The following is a 21,434-nucleotide window of genomic DNA, read 5'->3' as shown; positions in this document are numbered from 1 at the left end:
ACAGGTCAGTTTTACACTAAGCTGACCTGTATTTTATTATTAGAAGATAATTGCGTACATTTGTACCATAATAATCGTAATACCAATTTAGAAAATGATTGATAGAAGCTAGATAAGTAAGTCGGTGGAAATAAACCAAACTATATTACGAAGCGTAAATAGCCTGGAAACACTTACAAATGACCAACGACAAATCACAAATGACAGCCCTCACTAGTTATCTTTAATTCCACCGACCTGCTTACATACAGCAATTCTCAATCCGTCTTGAAAAGTGTGCTTCGAGTCGGGGAACCCGCCCACGCAACTTTTCGCAAAATCTCAAATCTCAAATCTAAAATTGGATGATGGGCAATTAAAAAAAGATATGGCGAGAGCAATTGAGCGAATTGAACGGGATTTGGCGATGCTGGAAGAAGCGATACGTGCGATCGCAGCAGAACTCCAAAGTGCTTATACTGTTTATCTCACCCTCTTAGGTGAAGCTGTGCGGAAGCAGTTGATTCTGGCAAGTTACCATCTGTGTACTCAGGGGTATCCCGAAAACTTTTTAAAGTTGTCGTTGAATCAACGTCAAAAATTGCAACAAGCCATCCGCCAACTCGGAAAACAGCTATCTGAAGAATTAATCACCTATATGAATGGTGAAATAGTTACAGAAGAGGAAAATGAGGGAAACGAGACAGAAGAAGAGGCGGTGACGGAGAACCCAAAACTCAATCCTCCTGATTCTTCTAACCCTGTAGAAATAGCCAAATGGCAAAATCACTTGGAAGAATTAACACAACAGGCGCTCAAAAAAGTTTCTCATGATACAAATGTGTTGTTGCAACAAGCTGATATTCTGCCCAAAAAAGTCCCAGAACCAATTTTAGAAGCCGCCGCCGCCGCCTCAGAAGCAGCCGCCGAAGTGATGCCAGGGCCGCCAAATCTCCTCAACTTGGTCATTGAAATTGACAACGAGCAAGACGAGGAAGAATCGAGTTTGACACAGATTATGACAATTAATCTGCGACTGGGAGAAATTGAATTTGCCGACGCAACCCTAGCATCTAGCCGCAAACAAATTCGGAATATATTAGTACAACTCCAAAAACTCGGCCGAGAATATCAAAAGAAGCAACGGGAACGTTCAATTGCTGAAGCCGAAGCAGCTTGGCGCTCAAGTTGGTATGAGGATTAGTTATTTGTCATGTGTTCTTCGTCATTTGTCAATTTGTATAAATATTAATGACCAATGACTATAGGACTTACGCAAAAAAACGAAAACATAAGGTTTTAGAACAGGGTACATGGGTATGAGGGTGTAAGGGTGTAAGTATTCAAAACCATTACACCCCATACCCTTTCACCCCTACACCCAATCTTGGTGCGTAAGTCCTAGACTAATGACAAATAACCAATGACCAATGACTAATGACAAATAACCAATGACTAATGACACACCAGATTGGATACGCTTACATAAAGCCTTGGCTGTAGAGGCAGAAAATGGCTTTACAGACTTGATGGGCAGACAATACCGCTTTAGTGAATTTCTCAGTTTGACTTTTGGGAAATTTCCGTCGGCTTTGCCTGCTGTGGAGCGTCGTCGTTGGCAAGAATTAGCCACAAAATTTGCCGACTATCCCAATTTGGCAGTCAAAGACAGACAAAACTTAATTGCTACCACTCGTAGGTATCTTGACCAGCTGCAAAAACAACTAGAAGACCCAGAGGAGTTAGAGAAGCAGGGAAGAAATTATAAAGCGAAAATCCCTAATTCTACGCCTGTGGTGAATGAAGTCAGTCGCAGACTAGCACCCAGAATTGACCAAAAACTCAGCGATTTGCCAGAAATAGGTATTCGGAAAGCTGATAAATTAGCGGCTTTGCATTTGTACACGGTGCGAGATTTGCTGTTTTACTATCCCCGTGACCATATTGATTATGCGCGTCAAGTAAATATCCGCGAGTTACAGGCGGGTGAGACAGTCACTATTGTGGCTAGTGTGAAGCGTTGCAATTGTTTCACTAGCCCGAAAAATCAAAAATTATCAATTTTAGAACTGGTACTCAAAGATAATACCGGACAAATTAAAGTCGGTCGCTTTTCGGCAGGGGCGCGGTTTACGAGTCGTGCTTGGCAAGAAAGTATGAAACGCCGTTACCCAGTCGGTAGTATGGTGGCGGCTTGTGGGTTGGTGAAAGAAAGTAAATATGGCTTGACATTGGATAACCCAGAACTGGAAGTTTTGGCACATCCAGGAGACACCATTGAGTCCTTGACTATTGGGCGGGTAGTGCCAATTTATGCCTTAACTGAAGGGGTGATGGCGAATATGGTGCGTCAGGCGGTGATAGCAGCCTTACCAGCAGCAGCCCATCTCAAAGACCCACTGCCCAAGGGTTTGCGAGAAAAGTATAATTTGATGGAATTGAAAGATGCGATCGCTAATATTCACTTTCCCTCTGATAGCGATACTTTACAAGCTGCCCGTCGTCGTCTGGTTTTTGATGAGTTTTTCTACCTGCAACTCGGCTTACTCCAACGTCAGCAACAAGCCAAAGCCATTCAAACCAGTGCCATACTTGCGCCTAAAGGGCAGTTAATTGGCAAATTCTACGAAATCTTACCCTTTCAACTCACTGGCGCACAACAACGAGTCCTGAATGATATTTTGAATGATTTGCAAAAAACCACACCAATGAATCGTCTAGTACAGGGCGATGTTGGTTCCGGGAAAACCGTCGTGGCTGTGGTAGCAATTTTAGCGGCGATTCAATCTGGCTACCAAGCCGCTTTGATGGCTCCGACAGAAGTTTTGGCAGAACAGCATTATCGCAAGTTAGTTAGCTGGTTTAATTTATTACATTTGCCTGTGGAATTGCTCACAGGTTCTACCAAAACTGCCAAACGCCGGGAAATTCATTCATTGTTAGCCACAGGGCAATTACCTTTGTTAGTGGGAACTCACGCCTTAATTCAAGACCCGGTAAACTTTCACCGCTTGGGTTTGGTAGTCATTGATGAACAACATCGCTTTGGGGTAAAGCAACGGGCGTTATTACAACAAAAAGGCGAACAACCCCATGTCTTAACAATGACCGCGACTCCCATTCCCCGGACATTAGCCTTGACAATTCACGGAGATTTGGATGTCAGCCAAATTGATGAATTACCACCAGGACGGCAGAAAATTCAAACCACTGCATTGACGAGCCAGCAGCGTAGCCATGCTTACGACCTCATCCGCCGCGAAGTTGCTCAAGGTCGGCAAACTTATGTGGTGTTGCCTTTGGTAGAAGAATCTGAGAAATTAGACTTGCGATCGGCAGTAGAAGAGCATCAAAAATTACAAGAAACCGTCTTTCCTGAATTTCAAGTCGGCTTACTCCACGGGCGCATGAGTTCCGCCGAGAAAGACGAAGCAATTACCAAATTTCGAGACAACAAAACCCAAATTTTAGTATCAACAACAGTAGTAGAAGTTGGTGTAGACGTACCCAATGCTACTGTGATGCTCATTGAAAATGCAGAAAGATTTGGTTTATCTCAACTGCATCAACTACGGGGGCGTGTCGGTCGGGGTGCGGCTCAGTCTTATTGTTTGTTGATGAGTAGTTCGAGAAGCCCTGATGCTCAACAACGGTTGAAAGTCTTAGAACAATCTCAGGATGGCTTCTTCATTTCCGAAATGGATATGCGTTTCCGTGGCCCTGGTGAAGTGTTGGGAACTCGCCAATCGGGTGTGCCAGATTTTACCTTAGCGAGTTTGGTTGAAGATGAAGAAGTGTTACTCTTAGCGCGGCAAGCAGCCGAGAAAGTTATCGAGATTGATGTTACCTTAGAACGCTGGTATTTGATGAAAGAAGAGTTGAAATATCGGTATGACAGGTTAATGGGAGGCGCTATTTTAACTTAACTACACGCCCCTACACCCCAACATCCTCAAGACTTTGTTGGGTTACGCGATCTCTTCACCATCCTCCCACACTTCCCACACCTCCCACACCTCCCACACCTCCCACACCTCCCACTCTTCCCATGCACTCAAATAAACAACGCTGTCATTGCCATAAGACCAAAAAAGATACAAAAAGAAGTGGGCTTTCTAGGGTAAATTCTGTAAAATCAAAATTTAAATAACCAAATGGCAAATTTTATGATACGTTGGCTAAGTTTACTGCCAATTCTGCTCAGTCTGTTTCTCATGGGATGTTCTACGCAGACAACAGCCAAGACTCCCATTGCAGTGCAAACTGGACAAACACTACCAATTTCAGCTAAAGCAGTTGTTCCCAACGGGACAACCATTGAATTAGAAGTAGCGGTGACTCCAGAAGAGCAAGCAAAAGGTTTGATGAATAGACCTGCATTGCCAGATAATCGCGGGATGTTATTCAAGTTTCCATCTGCACAGCCTGTGCAGTTTTGGATGAAAAATGTACCTGTGCCACTGGATATGGTCTTTTTACAAAATGGCGTAATCAAGTATATTCAGGCTTCTGCGCCACCTTGTGCTAGTGAGCCTTGTGCCACTTACGGGCCAAATGTACCTGTTGATACTGTAATAGAATTACGTGCAGGGCGAGCCAAAGAACTGAAACTCAAAATAGGAGATAATGTCAAAATTAAGTTTTTAAATCACAGTAGCTTACGGTAATAAGACTTAAAAACCTTGGTGTAATTAGCCATAGCAACATTTCATCAATAATTTTTCTGTAAAAAAACTGTTAAGTAGATGTGAACTCGCAAATTATTTTTCAAGCATCTAATATGATGACAAAAATAGTAAAAAAAACTACTTAAGAGGTAAAATAACAATCTTAAGGTTCCATAGTGAAAAATCTTCCTTTTGGCGTAAGTGTAAACAGTCTGGCATAAGGGAGCATAGGCTATGGAATGTTTGTTACTCAATGTGTAATTAAATAGAACACTCAGGCAAATTCAGCATGATACTTATTTAACTTGCCGAAGATGCTACTAAAAAACTGAGCAAACGGATGATTGAAAGCCAGGAATTTCCTAGTTTTTTAGGAAAATTGTTCTATTTGCGGATAATCAAGCAATATTTTCGGATCTTCATCCGGTAATTGCACAGTCTCAACTGAAATAGTAGCTGCGGACAAAAGAGGAATGGTGAATTGATTTATGAGCGTACACACTAGACAAGGAGGTGAGTTACAAATGTCACCATCAACATATTCAAGGCTGATTCATTTTTTACAGGAAGATTTGTCAATTTCGGCAGCATCTTTGGCAGTAGCTTTACGGCATCGGGAGCAAGACCCAGGTCCTTTACCGATGATTCTTTGGCAGTATGGGTTGATTACGATGGAACAGTTAGAAAAAATTTACGATTGGTTAGAAACTGTTTAAGTATGAAAACTCTTGCAGGAGAAAATCAGGTATGTCACATCCAAACGGCCTTGTTCCAAGGCTGATATACAGGAAAACTGACTTTTACCAAGCCTATTTATGTAAGTCCAGGTTGAAAGAGCGAGTTAAAGATGGTAATTCTACTCGCTCTTTTAATTTTTGGTCATTGGTTATTGGTCAGAAGTTTGATGAATAACTATTGACCATTGACCATTGACGATTAACCATTCAATACTTTAGCTGCTGCCGCTACACCAGCACCCGGAGTAAAGTTTTCATAACCGAGTTCTAACAGTACAACTTCTAGGGATGCTATGCAGCTAAGAATATCGCGATCGCTCACAAAACCCAAGTGACCGATGCGGAAAATTTTATTTTTCAAATGGTCTTGACCACCAGCTAAGGCAATATCAAAGCGTTTTTTAATCAATGAGCGAATTTTATCCGCTTCAATATTTTGTGGTGCTACGGCTGTAATGGCTGGACTAGCATGGCTATCGGCTGCAAATAAGGGCAAGTTTAAACCTTTAATAGCGGCGCGAGTCGCATTCTTTTGGCGTTCGTGTCTGCCAAAAATAGATTCTAAACCTTCTTCTTTCATCATGCCCAAGGTGGTATGCAGTGCCACAATCAGATTTACTGGGGGGGTGAAAGGAGTAGTATTTTTAGCGGTAGATTTCTTGTATTTGCCTAAATCTAGATAATATTTCGGCAATTTAGCTGTTTTGTAAGCTTCCCAAGCTTTGGCGCTGACAGACACAAAACCCAAGCCAGGGGGAATCATGTAACCTTTTTGAGAACCGGAAGCGACGACATCTAATCCCCAAGCATCCACAGGTAAATTAAATGCGCCCAAACTGGTGACAGCATCCACAATAATTAAAGCTTCGCCATGTTCTTTAACGTGGCGGTTGATGGTTTCCAAATCGTTGAGAACGCCAGTGGAGGTTTCGCTGTGGGTGACAATGACAGCTTTGATTTCTTTGGCTGTGTCGGCTTGTAGTTTGGCCGCAAACTGCGCTGGGTCTAAAGGTTGACCCCATTCTGCTGTAATGGTTTCTACATTTAACCCGTAGGCTTGTCCGACTTCCGCCCAGCGTTCACCAAATTTACCATTACTACCAACTAAAATGCGATCGCCAGGGGATAGAAAATTAATGATCCCGGCTTCTACCGCACCTGTACCACTAACATTCAGCATCAGCACATCGCTTTCGGTTTGGTGCAGCCATTTTAGATTAGCTGTCACATCTGCCAAAATGTTACTAAACTCATTGGTACGGTGTCCGATGGGGTGTTTAGCTAAAGCAAGTAAAGCAGCCTCTGGCACTGGTGTGGGGCCAGGAATCATCAGCATCAGCTTATTTTCCATATCTTTGTCCTATCCTAATAGTCAAATAACAGTTAAAAGTTTAGGGGATGGTTAATCCTGGAGCAAAATCGACACATATTTATTTGCGGGTTGCACCAGTATTTTCTGTATTCTCCAAATCTCTAAAATTATGGGTCAGCTTGACCTTCGATAACCTGAAACTCTGGTTGTCAGCAATCTCACTAGACGCATCAATACCCACGTCTGAGAGTCTGGGAGGGGCGTATCTGTAGCTAACGTAAAGAAGACATCTAAGTTTATTACCCAGTGAATTGAAGTTTAATAGCAGCGATTATCTAGAATCTCACAAATTGGGTACAGGTACAATGACTTATCAAATTTTGTAGTTTCTAGTTTTTAATCCATAAAATAAGAGCGATGGGCGATCGCTCTCATATTAATATTTATTTACATTTAACTGCATTACTACACACAACCATAGAGATTGTTTGGTCACACATCCGAGTCAACCTTTTGTTGTTGCTTTTTCTTATGGCGTAAAGCCACACCAAAAGCACCTGCTACCAATGAACCGACAATAGTCATAGGTTCAGGAACAGGCTGAACACCACCAGAACTGCGAACAGTCAGATTTGATCCAGAAAACCGATCACCAGAAAACCGATCAAATGTATTTACCACTCCAAATCCTATAGTGTAAGTGCCGCCTGTGGTGAATGTGTAAGCAGTTCGAGATGCAGTTTGGCCAAAATTACCTACCTGAAGCACATCAGCCAGTCTATTTAGAGAAGTACCAATAGAGTAGAAGGAAAAATCATTGTAAGGTAGATAATCACCAGCTTGGAAGAGCCAATCAAATGTCAAAACATCTCCAGCTTGGACTGTCAGCGTGTTTTTGATAGCAGAACCATCAGTGACATTTTGACCATTAAAAGTATCTAAAGTTCCAGACGCTAGTCCCAAGAAGTTCTCTAGATTAGTGTCAGAAACACCATCACCAGTAAACAGAGCAGCTTGCTCACCACTCAAGTTAACATTTCCAATACTTTCCCATTCTGTAAAATCTGAAATATTGATCACTGCTGCTGGAGATGGACTAGCAGTAAAAACAAATGCTGCTCCTGTACCAGCCACTAGTAAAGTATTCGTCAAACCAAAATTTTTCATTGTATTTACGCTTGTGAAGATGACAAAGTTGATACGCAGAAAGGTATAAGGGTATGAGGCTTTAAAGGGGTGTAGGTGTGCAGAACTCTTACATCCCTTTCATCTCAATCGAAAATCTTTATACGTAAGTTATGCTATTGATGCTGATACACAACACTTTTCTCTAAAAAACCATCTGAAGCAAGTGTTTTTACTGAAGCTTCATAAAATTTTTATATCTAAAAACATAAATCATGTTTTTAGATAAGCTGCTATCAGCCATCATCAATTAGGGCAGAAACTGAAAATCAAATAGTTCGGCAAATTCTCAAAAGCACTGCTGGCAAATACAATATTCATTCATTGCTGTATTGTGGCGATCGCAATGAGAGACTTCATCACTCATAATTTTCTATAAAATTGGTGTAAATTTGCTCTGTTTCACTTTCCCCAAATCAGTTCTAAACGTTCTTGAGCTTGCTTAAGTGCAGATTGGGGAGAATCACCTAGCAACGTCGCCTCAATTGCTCGACCAAGACTTTCAGATATACGACTATATCCAGCTAAAGTAGGACGAGATCGGGCTACAGACATTTGATCTAAAAAAACTTTGATCCAAGGTTTTTGCTGGATATATTGCTGATAAGCTTCGCTTTGGGCAGATTTGAGATTAACTGGCAAAAAACCTGTACCAATAGACCATTCTGTTTGAAATTCTTCACTCAAAACATATTCTAAAAATTTCAGTGCAGCTTGTTCTTTCTCTGGCGTAGTTTTCATCACATAAAAGTTACCTGTACCTGTGACAGTCGCTGATTCAACATCTCTGGGTATAGGGAAAACTTGATAGTCTGTCTGAGACTTGGTGATATAAGTCCAAGGGCCAGTAATTTGCATAGCTACACGTCCCTGAAGAAAAGCATCTTCTTCATAGCCGCGTTCTGGTGGCGAAAGAGTGGCGGAACCATCTTTTAATAAGTCTTGCCAAAATTGAAGCGCGTGAACTGCTTGGGGGTTATTTAAATTCGGGACACCATTGCTGACAATTTCACCGCCAGCACTCGATAAAAAGGGAAACCAACTAAAAACCGTCCATTCTCCCTTACCCATAGGTAGCAACATTCCATATTGTTCTGGCCGTCCATCTCCATTGCGGTCTACAGTTAATTTTTTGGCAGCTTGTCGCAATTCTTCCCAATTTTTGGGTGTATTTGTAATCCCCGCAGCTTTAAATAATGTGGGACGATAAAAAATGCCAATATTACTTGTATACAGTGGTACTGACCATAAATGCCCATCTAACTTTAATTCGTCTAAAAGCTTCTGGCTAAGTTCTGATTTTAAAGGTAGTTTGTCAAACCAACCTTCTAACGGACGAACTGCACTAAGTTCGACTAACTGACCAGTAATTTGGGGGTAAAAGCAGAGAATATCGGGCGGTACTTTACCAACAACTGCTGTTAAGATTTTTGGTAGTTGTTGACCCAGTTGACCAGCGTAAATAGATTCTACCTGGACATCAACATGAGTTTGATTGAATTTATCTACTAATTTTTGGAATACATCACGATTTACAGGTGGATTAATTCCATGCCATAGTGTGATGCGAGTAATTTGCTCATTTTGAGTTTCTCTTACCTCACAACTAGATAACAAAACAATGCTGATACTCAAGATAAATAGAAAAATAGTAATTCGCCAAATAGAGCCAAGAAACTGATAAAGAATTTTAAGATTGGAGAACGAAAAAATAGTAAGTTTCATATAACTTTCCGTTATACACAGTCTGTATGATCGCTAAACGCCTATTTATAAAGTATCTCTAAAAATACTAATTTAGATTAAAATATTATGTATTTGCAATTAGGATAGGTCGAAGATGGATAAAAATTTAGTCATAGATGTTGGTGTTCATACAGGAGAAGATACTGAGTTTTATCTCAAAAAAGGATTTCGAGTTATTGGTATTGAAGCTAACCCCAATATTTATAGTGACACTAAGCAAAAACTAAATTCTTATATAGAAACTGGTCAGTTGCTACTCTTAAATATTGCTGTATCCCCTCTAAATCAACCAATTACTCTATATGTCAACCTAGACAGAAGTTTTTGGAGTACAACTTCACCCGATTTTGTCCAGCGTAACGAGTTTTTTGGCACACGCTCTACAGCTATAACAGTAGAAGGGCGAAGATTTGAAGATATTTTACAGGAGTTTGGCACTCCCTATTATCTAAAAGTTGATATTGAAGGTGCTGATATATTATGCTTACAGGGTTTACAGAAAGTTGAAAGCAAACCGCAGTTTCTATCTATAGAATCTACAAAAGCGTCTTGGCATGACCTGTTAAAAGAATTTGCGCTGTTAAAGGAACTTGGATACAAGAAATTCAAAGCTATCAGACAACCAGATGTACCTCGACAAATCTGTCCCTTCCCAGCGAAAGAAGGTCAATATATCAGCCATCAATTTGAATACGGTGCTAGTGGACTTTTTGGAGAAGAAGCCCCAGGAGTTTGGTTGTCTGAAACTGAAGTACTCAAGGTCTACAAACGGGTTTTTCTGGAATATAGACTTTTGGGTACAAATGGGATTTTAAAATTCCCTTTGGGAAAAATATTACTAGAAAGTCTGCAACTAAAAGAGCCTTGGTATGATACTCATGCTAGTCTTTAAATATTGTTTATGGCAATGGGGACTGGGAAGTTGATTCTAAGAAACTTTTAGTCACACTAGTTTCTGCTCTTGTATAAATATATGTTTGCAAATCAGGTAACTTTTGAGTTCTGAATAATTTCTCTGCCCGTTCCCAAAAATCAGTATCTTCTCCGTAAGTCATATTATTAAAACCTTGCAAATCAAAAAAGACTTGTCTCTTGCCAAAAAATGTCGGGCCAAGTACACATTCTCGCAGATTTATGATTTTACCGGGTTGAAAATAGTCAGCAACCCAAATTTCTTCATCGGTAAGAAATCCACCTTCAATTAAATCAATTTCTGGATACTGCCGTAGATATTTAAGGCGAGTTTCTAGATGTTCTGGCAAATAAGCATCATCGCTATCTAAAAACGTGATGTATTTCCCAAAAGATGCTTGAATGCCAGCATTTTTAGCATGACATTGTTTTTTGTTTTGATGCTTTAAATAACGAACATTCGGAAAAACATTAATATATTGATCTACAATTTCAAACGTATTATCGTTACTGCCATCGTCTACTATAATTAACTCCCAATCTTGAAAAGTTTGGGCAAGTACGCTATTAATACAACGATTTAAATATTTGCCGCGATTGTAGGTACAAATAATAATTGATATTTCTGGCAGTAAGTCAAAAATTACATTAGTCATGATGCAACCCCTCAAAAATCTAAATTGCTCAATGATATACCAATTTGATGGGATTTATAACTCATCTCAGCAGCAAATAGAGACTAGGGCTGAGTCAGTGGCTTTGTTTATAACTGATTTATGACTGCTAGAGTGAGCAGGGATAACGGAAGTATTATACAAGATAGTAGTAAATCTTCATTATTTGTAGTTTTCTCAAAAGGATATTAACAGTGCCATTAAATCCGCCACCCCCAAATAATCAACCCCAAAGTTGGGCATTAACGCAACTGTTTGGACTGTCAAGGCGTAATCCCTTGATGATTTCTCGCTGGGTGTTGCGTTGGGTTGTGGTAGGGACGGTTAGTGGTTTGTTTGCTGGGTTGTACTGGAATGTTTTAGAACTGTTAACTCACCAGTTGGAAAGATTCCAAGGTTTAAGTTTGTTAATTGTGATGCCACTGGCTGGTTTAATTGTGGGGCTAGTGATTCATTTTTTGGGTAATCCTGGGGAAATTGCCGTGATTGTGGATAATATTCATTTTCGCGGTGGACGCTTGGATGGACGAAAAAACCCCTCGATGATTCTAGCTTCTTTAGTTAGTATTGCGGCTGGTGGAAGTGCTGGCCCAGAAGCGCCATTGGTGCAGGTTACAGGTTCCTTTGGGACTTGGTTAGGCGATCGCCTGAAACTTGAAGGTGAAGATTTGCGATCGATGAGTTTGGCGGCGATGGCGGCTGGTTTTACGGCTTTGTTTGGCGCACCTCTAGGCGGGGCGATGTTTGCTTTAGAAATCTTGCATCATCAGCATGTTGTGGAATATTACGAAGCGTTAATGCCGGCAATTGTGTCTAGTTGTGCGAGTTATTTGGTATTTACGGCGATTACTCATTTAGGAATTGCACCAACTTGGCATTTTCCCCAATATCGCTTAGAAAATATCGATGATTTTGCCTTGGCGATTTTGTTTGGGATGATTGGGGCGATCGCAGGATGGATTTTCATCTGGATTTTTCGCACCTGCGACAATGTTGTTCACCGCATACCCGGCCCCATTTATTTACGCACCACATTAGCTGGGTTGGGAATTGGTAGTTTAGCCACGTTCTTACCTCTCACCCGTTATTTTGGCCATGAAGAGTTAGAAACTGTTCTGACAACTAGTTTTTCGGGGATTTTTCTGTTAACACTGGCTTTGGGTAAAATGGCAGCTATTAGTATGACAGTTACAGGTGGCTGGCGTGGTGGATTTATTATCCCCTTATTTTTCACTGGTGCTTGTATTGGTAAAGCTGTGGTAGTTTTGATTCCGGGTGTTAATCCTGCTTTAGCCATGATTTGTACAATGGCGGCGCTAAATGCAGCCGTAACACGCACACCCATTAGTACAACTTTGTTACTCTCAAAACTCACTAGTTTCAGTCCATTTACACCAATTTTATTTGCTAGTTTGGTGGGATTTTTTCTAGCACCTAAAGTACCTTTGATTGCGGCTCAAATGAAGTCGCAGCCAGAAGCGATTCATTAATTAATCACTGCTAAAAATAAATATTTACAGCGTTTTCCGGTTGAGCGCAGTACAAGTTAATAGAGGCTAGAGGCTAGATGAATGTACCTAATTGGAATAAAAAAAGCTATATAGCTTTTCCTAGTCTGCTGAGGTACAAATTTATCTGCGTCCATCTGCGTCCATCTGCGGTTAATTATTCTTGTTTGTACTTCACTAGAATGAGAAAGGCTATATATAGCTTTTTTAGATATATCAATTTTAAAGGATTTACAAACAAATATCTCTCCCTTGTCTCCCTTATCTTTTATGTGCGTACATCAATGACTGCTATATTATTAGCCTTTATCTCTTGAGTTGATTCATAAATTCTTTCTGCTCGGCAAAATATTTAGCAATTTCTTTGGCATTTAAAGGAATAACTTTTGTTGTGGGACGAATTGGTTGTAATAGTTTATTGAGACTGCAATAAGAATAACTGGCTTTGCGATATACACAGCTGTAACTTATTCCAGGAAGACGGAAATAGCTACCGATCGCTAATTGTTGAAATGTCATCTGTCAAACTCAATATTGATAATTGAACTGTATTATGATAGCCCCGGTCAACCGATAACCAACAAATGATATTAAAATCCCGTTACATTGGCGTGATTGCTGTTGGTTTTGTCTCTAGCAGTCCTAAATGAATTACCAACATCTCGCCCTTGTCTACCTTGTCGCCCTGATCTCTGTTGTTCGCACATCAAACTAGGATTGCTATAGCTTGAATCGTTAACTGTCGCTCATTCTTGACCTCTTGTTGGTTGAGGTTGGGTATAACGATTATTTTGGCAAATCACGTTTATTTTGGGTAAAATTTGGATATTTTTTTTGTTTAACTCCCGCTTGCTTAGTTAAGCCTGCTTTCACACATTCGCAGCAGCTATGAAACCAGAGGCTTGATGATAACTCTGCGGGCAAAAAAAAACAATACGTGCTAGAATTGTATCAAAATATGTCAATTATTCAAGAGTAATTTGGAATAATTTTACGCTTTGCCAACTATAAAGGCTAAATACTACGATTTTTGGAGTTTTTTAGGTTATGACAACCTCACAGGAGAGGATTATCCCAACGGATCTGCGGAACGAAATGTCCCGGTCTTATCTGGAATACGCCATGAGTGTGATAGTAGGTCGGGCGCTACCAGATGCCAGGGATGGTCTGAAACCTGTGCATCGCCGTATTCTTTACGCTATGCACGAGCTAGGTTTAACGCACGATCGCCCATTTAGAAAATGCGCCCGTGTGGTTGGGGAAGTGTTGGGTAAATATCACCCCCACGGCGACACAGCAGTCTATGATGCCTTGGTGCGGATGGCGCAGGATTTTTCCATGCGATCGCCCTTAATCAACGGACATGGTAACTTTGGTTCGGTAGATAACGATCCCCCAGCCGCAATGCGATACACAGAATGTCGCTTGCAAGCTTTAACCAGCGCCGCCCTACTCCAAGACATTGAATCAGAAACCGTAGACTTTGCGGATAACTTCGACGGTTCCCAACAAGAACCCACAGTTTTACCATCGCGCATTCCCCAACTGCTACTCAATGGTTCATCGGGAATTGCGGTGGGGATGGCGACAAATATCCCGCCCCACAACTTAGGCGAACTGATTGACGGGGTAGTCGCGTTGATTCACAACCCCGAAATCACCGACCTCCAGTTAATGCAGTATATCCCTGGGCCAGACTTTCCGACTGGGGCGCACATTCTCGGCACGGCAGCAATTAAAGAAGCTTACACCACTGGGCGTGGTTCGATTACCATGCGCGGTGTTGCCAATATCGAAACCATTGAACAGCGTGGTCGTCCTGAACGGGAAGCAATTATTGTTACCGAACTGCCTTATCAAACCAACAAAGCGGCATTAATTGAGAAAATCGCCGAATTGGTGAATGATAAGCGCATCGAAGGCATTGCAGATATCCGTGACGAAAGCGATCGCGACGGGATGCGAATTGTCATCGAACTCAAGCGCGATGCTTATCCCCGCGTGGTATTGAACAACCTTTACAAGCAAACCCCACTGCAAGCCAACTTTGGGGCAAATATGCTGGCGTTGGTGAACGGGGAACCGCAAATCCTCACCCTCAAGCAGTTTTTAGAAGTCTTTCTCGATTTCCGCATCGTATCCATTACCAGACGCACCCAATACGAACTGCGAAAAGCCGAAGAACGCGACCATATTTTGCAAGGGTTATTGATTGCCTTATCCCATTTAGATGCAATTATTAACTTAATTCGTCATGCGCCGGATGCACCCACAGCCAAAGGTGAATTAATTACAAATTATGGACTTTCGGAAGTCCAAGCCGACGCAATTTTACAAATGCAGCTACGGCGATTGACAGCCCTAGAAGCCGATAAAATTCGCCTAGAACACGAAGATTTGCAAAAACAAATCGCTAATTTACAAGATATTTTGGCGCGGCGAGAAAGAATCTTAGAAATTATTGAAACCGAAATTTCCCAAATTAAAACCAACTTCGCCACACCCCGACGCACAATTATTACCCACGCCGAAGGGGAAATTGATGAACGTGACTTAATTGCGAACGAAAAGGCAATTATTCTGTTAACAGAACAAGGTTACATCAAACGGATGCCGGTGAATACCTTTGAAGCGCAAAGCCGCGCCACCAGAGGGAAAGCCGCCGCCAAAGTCAAAGATGATGATACAGTAGAGCATTTCTTAACTTGCTGCGACCACGACAGTGTTTTATTCTTTAGCGATCGCGGTGTAGTTTACTGTCTCAAAGCTTATCAAATTCCTGTGGGTTCCCGTACCAGTCGCGGTACACCCATCGTCCAGATGTTACCCATTCCCAAAGAAGAGAAAATCACCTCCATTGTCCCCGTTGATGAATTCAGCGACGACGAATATTTAGTCATGCTAACTAAAGGTGGCAATATCAAGAAAACCGCATTAGCCGCCTTTAGTAATATTCGCGCCAATGGTTTAATTGCTATTTCCTTAGAAGAAGGGGATCAACTACGGTGGGTACGTCGCGCCAGAGTTGAAGATAGCATCATCATTGGTTCACGTCTGGGGATGGCCATTCACTTTAGATGTACCCACGAACAACTGCGTCCTCTAGGGAGGGCGACCCGTGGTGTGAAATCAATGAAACTCAAAACCGGCGATGAACTTGTGGGGATGGATATTATTCCCGCCGCTATTTTAGACACACTCGACACGGGAACAGAAGAGTCAGACATCGAAGAAATCGAAACCGAAGAAGTCGAAATTATCGAAGAAACCACAGAAGTAGCAGCTAACGGTAGTGTCGGCCCTTGGGTGCTAGTTATTACAATGGGCGGCTATGGGAAACGTGTTCCCGTCGGGCAATTCCGCTTGCAAAACCGCGCAGGTCAAGGTTTAATGGCGACTAAATTCAAAAACCGCAAAACCAAAGACAAATTAGCCACCTTGCAAATCGTCAACAACGACGACGAAATCATGATGGTCACAAATCGCGGTATTATTATCCGGCAGGCGACCAATGCGATTTCAATACAATCGCGATCGGCAACAGGTGTGAGAGTGCAACGCTTGGATGAAGATGATGCCATTACCGGAGTTGCGATCGTACCGCCTGATACGGGTGATACAGAAGAAGCGGAATGAACGCAAAAGTAAAAAGTAAAAAGGAAAAAGGAAAAGGCGATCATTCATTTTTAACTTTTGCCTTTTACCTTTTGCTTTCTCTGATTAGTGGCGTTTTGATGGGGCTAACCGTTGCGCCTGTGGGTGCGTGGTTTCTGGCTTGGATAGCCTTAGCCCCACTTTGGGTAATAGTTGTTCAAAAAAGTAAACATCATTTAGAAGCTAAAAAGCCAAAACCCTGGCTTTTACCTTTGACTTTTTACCTTTTACCCTTACTCTGGGGTATCGGTTATCACAGCGTCGCCTTATTTTGGATTACTGGTATACACCCGATGGATTGGTTGGGTGTACCTTGGTGGCCGAGTTTAGCTATCACCGTGTTTTGCTGGGGATTTATTAGCCTGTGGGGAGGGCTATTTGTAACTATTTGGGGTGCGGTGATGGCACACCTGAATCAGTCAAAACCTTGGTTGCGTGTTTTAATTGGTACAGCCTTATGGTGCGGCTTAGAAAGTTTGTGGAGTTCCGGTTCGCTGTGGTGGAGTTCTCTAGCTTATACTCAATCACCGCATAACTTGATAATTTTACACCTCGGTCAACTCTCTGGCCCTAATACTGTAACAGCTGCGATCGCCGCAATCAACGGCCTCATCGCCGAAGCCTACCTATCCTCTGCGTTCTCTGCGCCTCGGCGGTTCGTAAATAAATATTTAACCTCAGCAACAGCATTATTCATCACCCTACACCTAATAGGCTTTTACCTATATAGCCAACCCATAGCCCAACCACCAGAAGCAGCCTTAAAAATTGGCATCATTCAAGGTAACATCCCCAACAAAATCAAAGTCAAACCTGAAGGTTATCGCCGCGCCATTACAGGCTATACAAATGGCTATGTAACTCTCGCCGCACAAGGTGTTAATGCAGTCCTCACACCCGAAGGCGCGTTACCTATCTTTGAACGCAATTTTGGAGATACGCCCTTAATTTCCGCAGTCCAAAAAACAGGCGTAGTAATTTGGGTTGGTGCATTTGGGGAAAAAGGACGCAGTTATACAAACAGTTTATTTACAGTTAATAGCAAAGGTGAAACCACCAGCCGCTACGATAAATCGAAATTAGTACCCTTGGGCGAATTTATACCCTTTGAAGAAATTTTAGGTAAATTAATTAGTCGCTTATCACCGTTAGATGAACACCAAGTTCATGGTGCAGCCAACCAGATATTTGATACACCTTTTGGTAGGGCGATAGTTGGTATTTGCTACGAATCTGCATTTCCTGAAATATTTCGCCGTCAAGCTGCGGTGGGTGGACAATTTATCCTCAGTTCTTCTAACGATGCCCATTACAGTGCAGCCATGCCATTCCAGCATCATGCTCAGGATATCATGAGAGCAATTGAAACAGATAGGTGGTCAGCACGAGCAACAAATACAGGCTATTCAGCTTTTGTCGATCCCCACGGTAGAACATTGTGGATATCTGGCTATAACATCTATGAAACTCACGCAGAGACTATATATCGCCGCCAAACGCAGACTTTATACGTGCGTTGGGGAGATTGGTTAACACCGTTGTTGTTGGGTTTGGGTGTTGTGGGTTGGTTTGTGGGTAAAACTAAGAGAGGCTCAACGTAAATTAAAATAAGGAGGATATGGAACCAACACCGGAGCAGTTACGAGCGTTATACCGTAGATGCGTAGCAGCAAGTAATTTAATGCAGCCAATCAATATAGTTAGATTGGACGAACGTACCAAACGAATTTTTGTTTTGATTGGAGACACAATTGAAGTAGAAATCTTTCCCAATGGAGAGGTATTTATTAAATGAGCAAAATGAATTTCGATGAAATGTCTGATAAGGATTTGCTGACTTACATTAGAACTCATCCTCATGACACAGAAGCTTTTCACAAATATATGGACAGATTGAATGAACGCCCTGGTGTGCTTTGCACTACAGATGAAGAATTTGAGGCTGAACTACGAAAACGTATTAATAAGTCGCAAGCTTAAAGCAAAAACTAAAGCGTTGTGTTTACAGCATAACGCTTTTCTGTTTAGTGCAGTACAAATTGATAGAGGCTAGGCAATACTTTTCGGATAAGGAATTTACTTGTGAAGGTATCTTGGGTGCAGGGGTGCAGGGGCGCAAGGGAGAATTAACAGTAACCTCTCCCCTGCCCCTCTGCTCCCATGCTCCCCTGCGGTCTAAACAAGCAAATTAAGTGATTAACAGCTTATAGACCCAGATTCTTTGATTTAAACAGGCTTATCTGTTAACTCTGGTTGGGATTTATTCGCTTGCAATTGTACCCAAGCAAAGAAGGGAATTGCGAGTAGTTGAGTTGCAGTCGAAAAGATGACTAATAAGGTGATGGAGCGATCGTATAAAATACCCATTAAAGTGCTGCCTAAAAACCAAGCAAAACCATAGCCTGTACTGAAGATACCATAAGCTGTGGCGCGTTTGTTTTTGGGGACAAGTCCTGCGATCGCAGCTTTTAAAATTGACTCTTGCGCTCCCATCCCAATACCCCACAATGCTATACCTAACAACGCTAATTGGGTATTGCCTAAAAACACCAAAGGCGCAAAAAAAGATGAGACAAAAGCTGCAATCATCAAAATCGAAATACCTGCGCGGTCAAACAAATAGCCAAATATCAGCGCAGCTACGGCATCAACTCCCATTGCCAAGGCATAAAATAAGGGGATTGTTTGCCCAGAAGCAATATCTCCTTTTTGGAAATGAAAAGCAATTAACGGAAAATCTGCATAACCAGCCGCAATAATCGCCACTGCACCCAGATAAATCCAAAAAGCTCGCGGGATTCCGTCTTCTTGACTCGTTTCATCTTCAATTTCCAAGTCACTGGGGTTGGGATACAAAAATTGCAAAACCAATAACACAATCAATCCCAACACCGCAGGTACAATCAAAATCGTGAAGCCGTTGCGGTACTCTCCTTGGAAATATACCATTGCTGCTACTGCTAAAGGCCCCATCACAGCCCCGGTTTGATCCATTGCTTCATGCAAACCAAAGCCAAAACCTCTACCAATTTGACTCACACCATGAGATAGGAGTGCATCTCGCGGGGGAGTCCGCACGGCTTTACCTGTGCGTTCTGCCATCATCAACCCTGCGGCTACTTCCCATCTCCCAGCAAAAGCCAATAGTGGGACAACGGCAGTATTCAAAATAAATCCTAAAGTTGTAATACCCCAATACTTGCGCGTCTGGTCGCTGAGATAGCCAATCACGAGGCGCAAACCATATCCAATGAGTTCACCAAAACCCGCTACTAAGCCTACCACAGTGCCGCTTGCACCTAACACTTGCAAATAAGCCCCTGTAATACTGCGTGCGCCTTCATAAGTAGCATCAGCACAAAGGCTAACAAAACCCAGTAATATTACAAACTTTAATGCGGCTGATTTCTGCGGCATATTTTTGGATCAATAAAATAGCTTCTTCATAGAATTCTGTCTGCACTCTGGGTTAGAAACCGGAAAAAATCACCCTTTTTCTGACAAATAGCTTTTTGTAGCAGTGAAAAAGACAGAAATTCGGTTATATCATAAAGTTCTTCAATTCTCGGTAAAGTCCGCAGAGAGAAATTCAGGGGTGTGGGAGGATGGTGAAGAAATTTTTCCCCCCACACTCCCCCCTCTCCCCACCCATACGTGAGAAATTAGGGTATGGGGGTGTACTTATTCAAAATCCTTACAACCCAAACCCTTTCACCCAATTTTTCTGTTCCCTTCAACATAGATAAATTCCTGAACAGGGTGATTTTGTCATTGATTGTGTAGTATTTTTGGTGCTAGTCTGTCTTAGGATCAATCAAATGAAACAGCTCCTCAGAACAGTATTTGGCATTAAAACATACATCATTTGGCTGCTAACACCAATACTGGCAATTATTCTTGGTGCATCACTTTTGGCTACCCCGGCGTTAGCTACTGGTGTGTATCAAATTCCGAATTTAACCCCCGGTGGAGACTGGGTTGTAGATCAAGGTGAAGTGCTAAGTCGCATTAGCGAAGGTAAGATTAGTGGTACCTTTGAAGATTTAGCCAAGAAAACGGGCAATGAAGTGCGATTTGTCACAATTCGCCGTTTAGATTATGGTGAAACCTCAGAAAGCTTTACTAAAGGGCTGTTTGAAAAATGGTTTCCCACCAAAGAGGCGCAAGCAAACCAAACTTTGTTAGTGCTGGATACTGTTACTAACAACACTGCAATTATTACCGGGGATCAAGTCAAGTCTTTGTTGACTGATGCTATTGCTGAAAGTGTCGCTACAGAAACCTTAGCTGCACCATTACGCAACGGTGATAAATATAATCAGGCATTTTTGGATGCGAGCGATCGCTTAGTGAAAGTTCTCTCTGGTGAACCCGACCCCGGCCCACCACAAATTGTCGATAAAGAAACGGTAGAAGGCACCTTTACCAAAGCAGAGGATACCGACAAAGGTAGTGCAACTGCTTGGGTGATAGGTCTGTTAATTGCAGCAACCGTCATCCCGATGGCGACTTACTACATATATCAAGTAAATCAGCCACAGCCACCATCTAACGGCTAACTCTGAAGTATGAAGGCTGAAGTATGAAGTCAAAAATTTCAGACTTCACACTTCATACTTCATACTTTCTTTAGTCTTGAACATACTCTTGTCCTGTCACTAAAGCCACCTCAGCACGGACAAATTCTCGTCCTAAATAAGCTGCATGGTTTAACTGCGACACTGGACAAGGGTGAGTTTGTTCAAAAATTTTCACACTGAGTTCCTTGGCAGTTCTGCCACTGTAAACTGTGCTGTGAGTTCTTTCCACCTTACCCCGCGCCGGAATGACTTTACCTGTTTCGGGATCTACAGCTAAACCATGCTCATCAATTACATTCGTAAAATGCTTGGCGTGGATTAATCCCTCCCCTCTATCCAAATAGATGATGAAATAGCCAGCCGGGTCAAGGTCAATATGACGCTGAGAAAGTCTATCATCTATTGCTGCTAAATCTTTAACTATTAAATCCATAACTCCGATCAAACACAAAATTCTTTTTTCAGGGTTTTTACACCATA

Annotated in this window: 18 protein-coding genes; 11 read left to right on the top strand and 7 right to left on the bottom strand. The window is 42.0% G+C overall.

Going from position 1 to position 21,434, the window contains the following annotated elements; all coding sequences use genetic code 11:
• The first annotated feature begins 367 nt into the window (after positions 1-367).
• The 4 genes from H6G79_RS14440 (at position 368) to H6G79_RS14425 (ending at position 5,362) form a co-directional block, all read left to right on the top strand.
• Positions 368-1,183, top strand: coding sequence for a hypothetical protein (locus tag H6G79_RS14440; RefSeq protein ID WP_190589625.1), 816 nt, complete (start codon positions 368-370; stop codon positions 1,181-1,183).
• A gap of 247 nt (positions 1,184-1,430) precedes the next feature.
• On the top strand, positions 1,431-3,905 hold the full coding sequence (gene recG / locus H6G79_RS14435) for an ATP-dependent DNA helicase RecG (protein WP_190589626.1): 2,475 nt from the start codon (positions 1,431-1,433) through the stop codon (positions 3,903-3,905).
• A gap of 240 nt (positions 3,906-4,145) precedes the next feature.
• On the top strand, positions 4,146-4,646 hold the full coding sequence (locus H6G79_RS14430) for a DUF192 domain-containing protein (RefSeq protein ID WP_190589710.1): 501 nt from the start codon (positions 4,146-4,148) through the stop codon (positions 4,644-4,646).
• 488 nt (positions 4,647-5,134) lie between these two features.
• Positions 5,135-5,362, top strand: coding sequence for a DUF2949 domain-containing protein (locus H6G79_RS14425; protein ID WP_190589627.1), 228 nt, complete (start codon positions 5,135-5,137; stop codon positions 5,360-5,362).
• Between the two features lie 220 nt (positions 5,363-5,582).
• On the opposite strand, the gene H6G79_RS14420 is transcribed toward H6G79_RS14425, so the two are convergent.
• From H6G79_RS14420 to H6G79_RS14410, 3 genes are all read right to left on the bottom strand, one after another.
• Positions 5,583-6,734: an alanine--glyoxylate aminotransferase family protein gene (locus tag H6G79_RS14420; protein ID WP_190589628.1), complete on the bottom strand. Its 1,152-nt coding sequence runs from the start codon at positions 6,732-6,734 to the stop codon at positions 5,583-5,585.
• Positions 6,735-7,187: 453 nt separating this feature from the next.
• Complete coding sequence (locus H6G79_RS14415; protein WP_190589629.1) at positions 7,188-7,862, bottom strand: PEP-CTERM sorting domain-containing protein; 675 nt, start codon at positions 7,860-7,862, stop codon at positions 7,188-7,190.
• A 420-nt stretch (positions 7,863-8,282) separates the two neighbouring features.
• A complete protein-coding gene (locus H6G79_RS14410; RefSeq protein WP_190589630.1) occupies positions 8,283-9,605 on the bottom strand; it encodes an ABC transporter substrate-binding protein in 1,323 nt (440 codons plus the stop codon).
• Positions 9,606-9,720: 115 nt separating this feature from the next.
• On the opposite strand from H6G79_RS14410, the gene H6G79_RS14405 reads away from it, so the two are divergent.
• Entirely contained in the window at positions 9,721-10,518 is a 798-nt protein-coding gene (locus H6G79_RS14405) for an FkbM family methyltransferase (protein WP_190589631.1), read from the top strand.
• Positions 10,519-10,525: 7 nt separating this feature from the next.
• Here the strand turns inward: H6G79_RS14405 and H6G79_RS14400 are convergent, their stop codons facing one another.
• On the bottom strand, positions 10,526-11,194 hold the full coding sequence (locus H6G79_RS14400; RefSeq protein WP_190589632.1) for a glycosyltransferase family A protein: 669 nt from the start codon (positions 11,192-11,194) through the stop codon (positions 10,526-10,528).
• 212 nt (positions 11,195-11,406) lie between these two features.
• Here H6G79_RS14400 and H6G79_RS14395 point away from each other — a divergent pair, with 212 nt between their 5' ends.
• Positions 11,407-12,702: a chloride channel protein gene (locus H6G79_RS14395; RefSeq protein WP_313933914.1), complete on the top strand. Its 1,296-nt coding sequence runs from the start codon at positions 11,407-11,409 to the stop codon at positions 12,700-12,702.
• A gap of 324 nt (positions 12,703-13,026) precedes the next feature.
• Here the strand turns inward: H6G79_RS14395 and H6G79_RS14390 are convergent, their stop codons facing one another.
• The gene (locus H6G79_RS14390) at positions 13,027-13,239 is read right to left on the bottom strand and encodes a hypothetical protein (protein WP_190589633.1); all 213 of its coding nucleotides are present in this window, start codon (positions 13,237-13,239) and stop codon (positions 13,027-13,029) included.
• 528 nt (positions 13,240-13,767) lie between these two features.
• Between H6G79_RS14390 and gyrA the strand changes: the two genes are divergently transcribed.
• The 4 genes from gyrA to H6G79_RS14370 are packed head-to-tail and all read left to right on the top strand — an operon-like array spanning position 13,768 to position 18,354.
• Positions 13,768-16,356 (top strand): DNA gyrase subunit A, encoded by a 2,589-nt coding sequence (gene gyrA / locus H6G79_RS14385; RefSeq protein WP_190589634.1) that lies wholly within the window; start codon positions 13,768-13,770, stop codon positions 16,354-16,356.
• Positions 16,353-17,975 (top strand): apolipoprotein N-acyltransferase, encoded by a 1,623-nt coding sequence (lnt, locus tag H6G79_RS14380; RefSeq protein ID WP_190589635.1) that lies wholly within the window; start codon positions 16,353-16,355, stop codon positions 17,973-17,975. The genes gyrA and lnt overlap by 4 nt, the downstream gene beginning before the upstream one ends.
• Positions 17,976-17,992: 17 nt before the next feature.
• Positions 17,993-18,169, top strand: a complete 177-nt coding sequence (locus H6G79_RS14375) for a DUF6888 family protein (RefSeq protein ID WP_190589636.1) — start codon at positions 17,993-17,995, stop codon at positions 18,167-18,169.
• Positions 18,166-18,354 carry a DUF6887 family protein gene (locus tag H6G79_RS14370; RefSeq protein ID WP_190589637.1) on the top strand — a complete coding sequence of 63 codons (189 nt, stop codon included), beginning with the start codon at positions 18,166-18,168 and terminating at the stop codon, positions 18,352-18,354. The genes H6G79_RS14375 and H6G79_RS14370 overlap by 4 nt, the downstream gene beginning before the upstream one ends.
• 246 nt (positions 18,355-18,600) lie before the next feature.
• On the opposite strand, the gene H6G79_RS14365 is transcribed toward H6G79_RS14370, so the two are convergent.
• The gene (locus tag H6G79_RS14365) at positions 18,601-19,791 is read right to left on the bottom strand and encodes an MFS transporter (protein WP_190589638.1); all 1,191 of its coding nucleotides are present in this window, start codon (positions 19,789-19,791) and stop codon (positions 18,601-18,603) included.
• A 401-nt stretch (positions 19,792-20,192) separates the two neighbouring features.
• Here H6G79_RS14365 and psb32 point away from each other — a divergent pair, with 401 nt between their 5' ends.
• Positions 20,193-20,933 carry a photosystem II repair protein Psb32 gene (psb32, locus tag H6G79_RS14360; protein ID WP_190589639.1) on the top strand — a complete coding sequence of 247 codons (741 nt, stop codon included), beginning with the start codon at positions 20,193-20,195 and terminating at the stop codon, positions 20,931-20,933.
• 70 nt (positions 20,934-21,003) lie between these two features.
• Here the strand turns inward: psb32 and H6G79_RS14355 are convergent, their stop codons facing one another.
• Positions 21,004-21,387 carry a DUF4346 domain-containing protein gene (locus H6G79_RS14355; RefSeq protein ID WP_190589640.1) on the bottom strand — a complete coding sequence of 128 codons (384 nt, stop codon included), beginning with the start codon at positions 21,385-21,387 and terminating at the stop codon, positions 21,004-21,006.
• Between the last annotated feature and the right edge of the window lie 47 nt (positions 21,388-21,434).

It is taken from the genome of Anabaena sp. FACHB-83 (assembly GCF_014697485.1).
Lineage (GTDB): Bacteria > Cyanobacteriota > Cyanobacteriia > Cyanobacteriales > Nostocaceae > Nostoc_B.
Note: the sequence above shows the minus strand (reverse complement) of the source record. Positions and strands in the feature narration are given on the sequence as shown.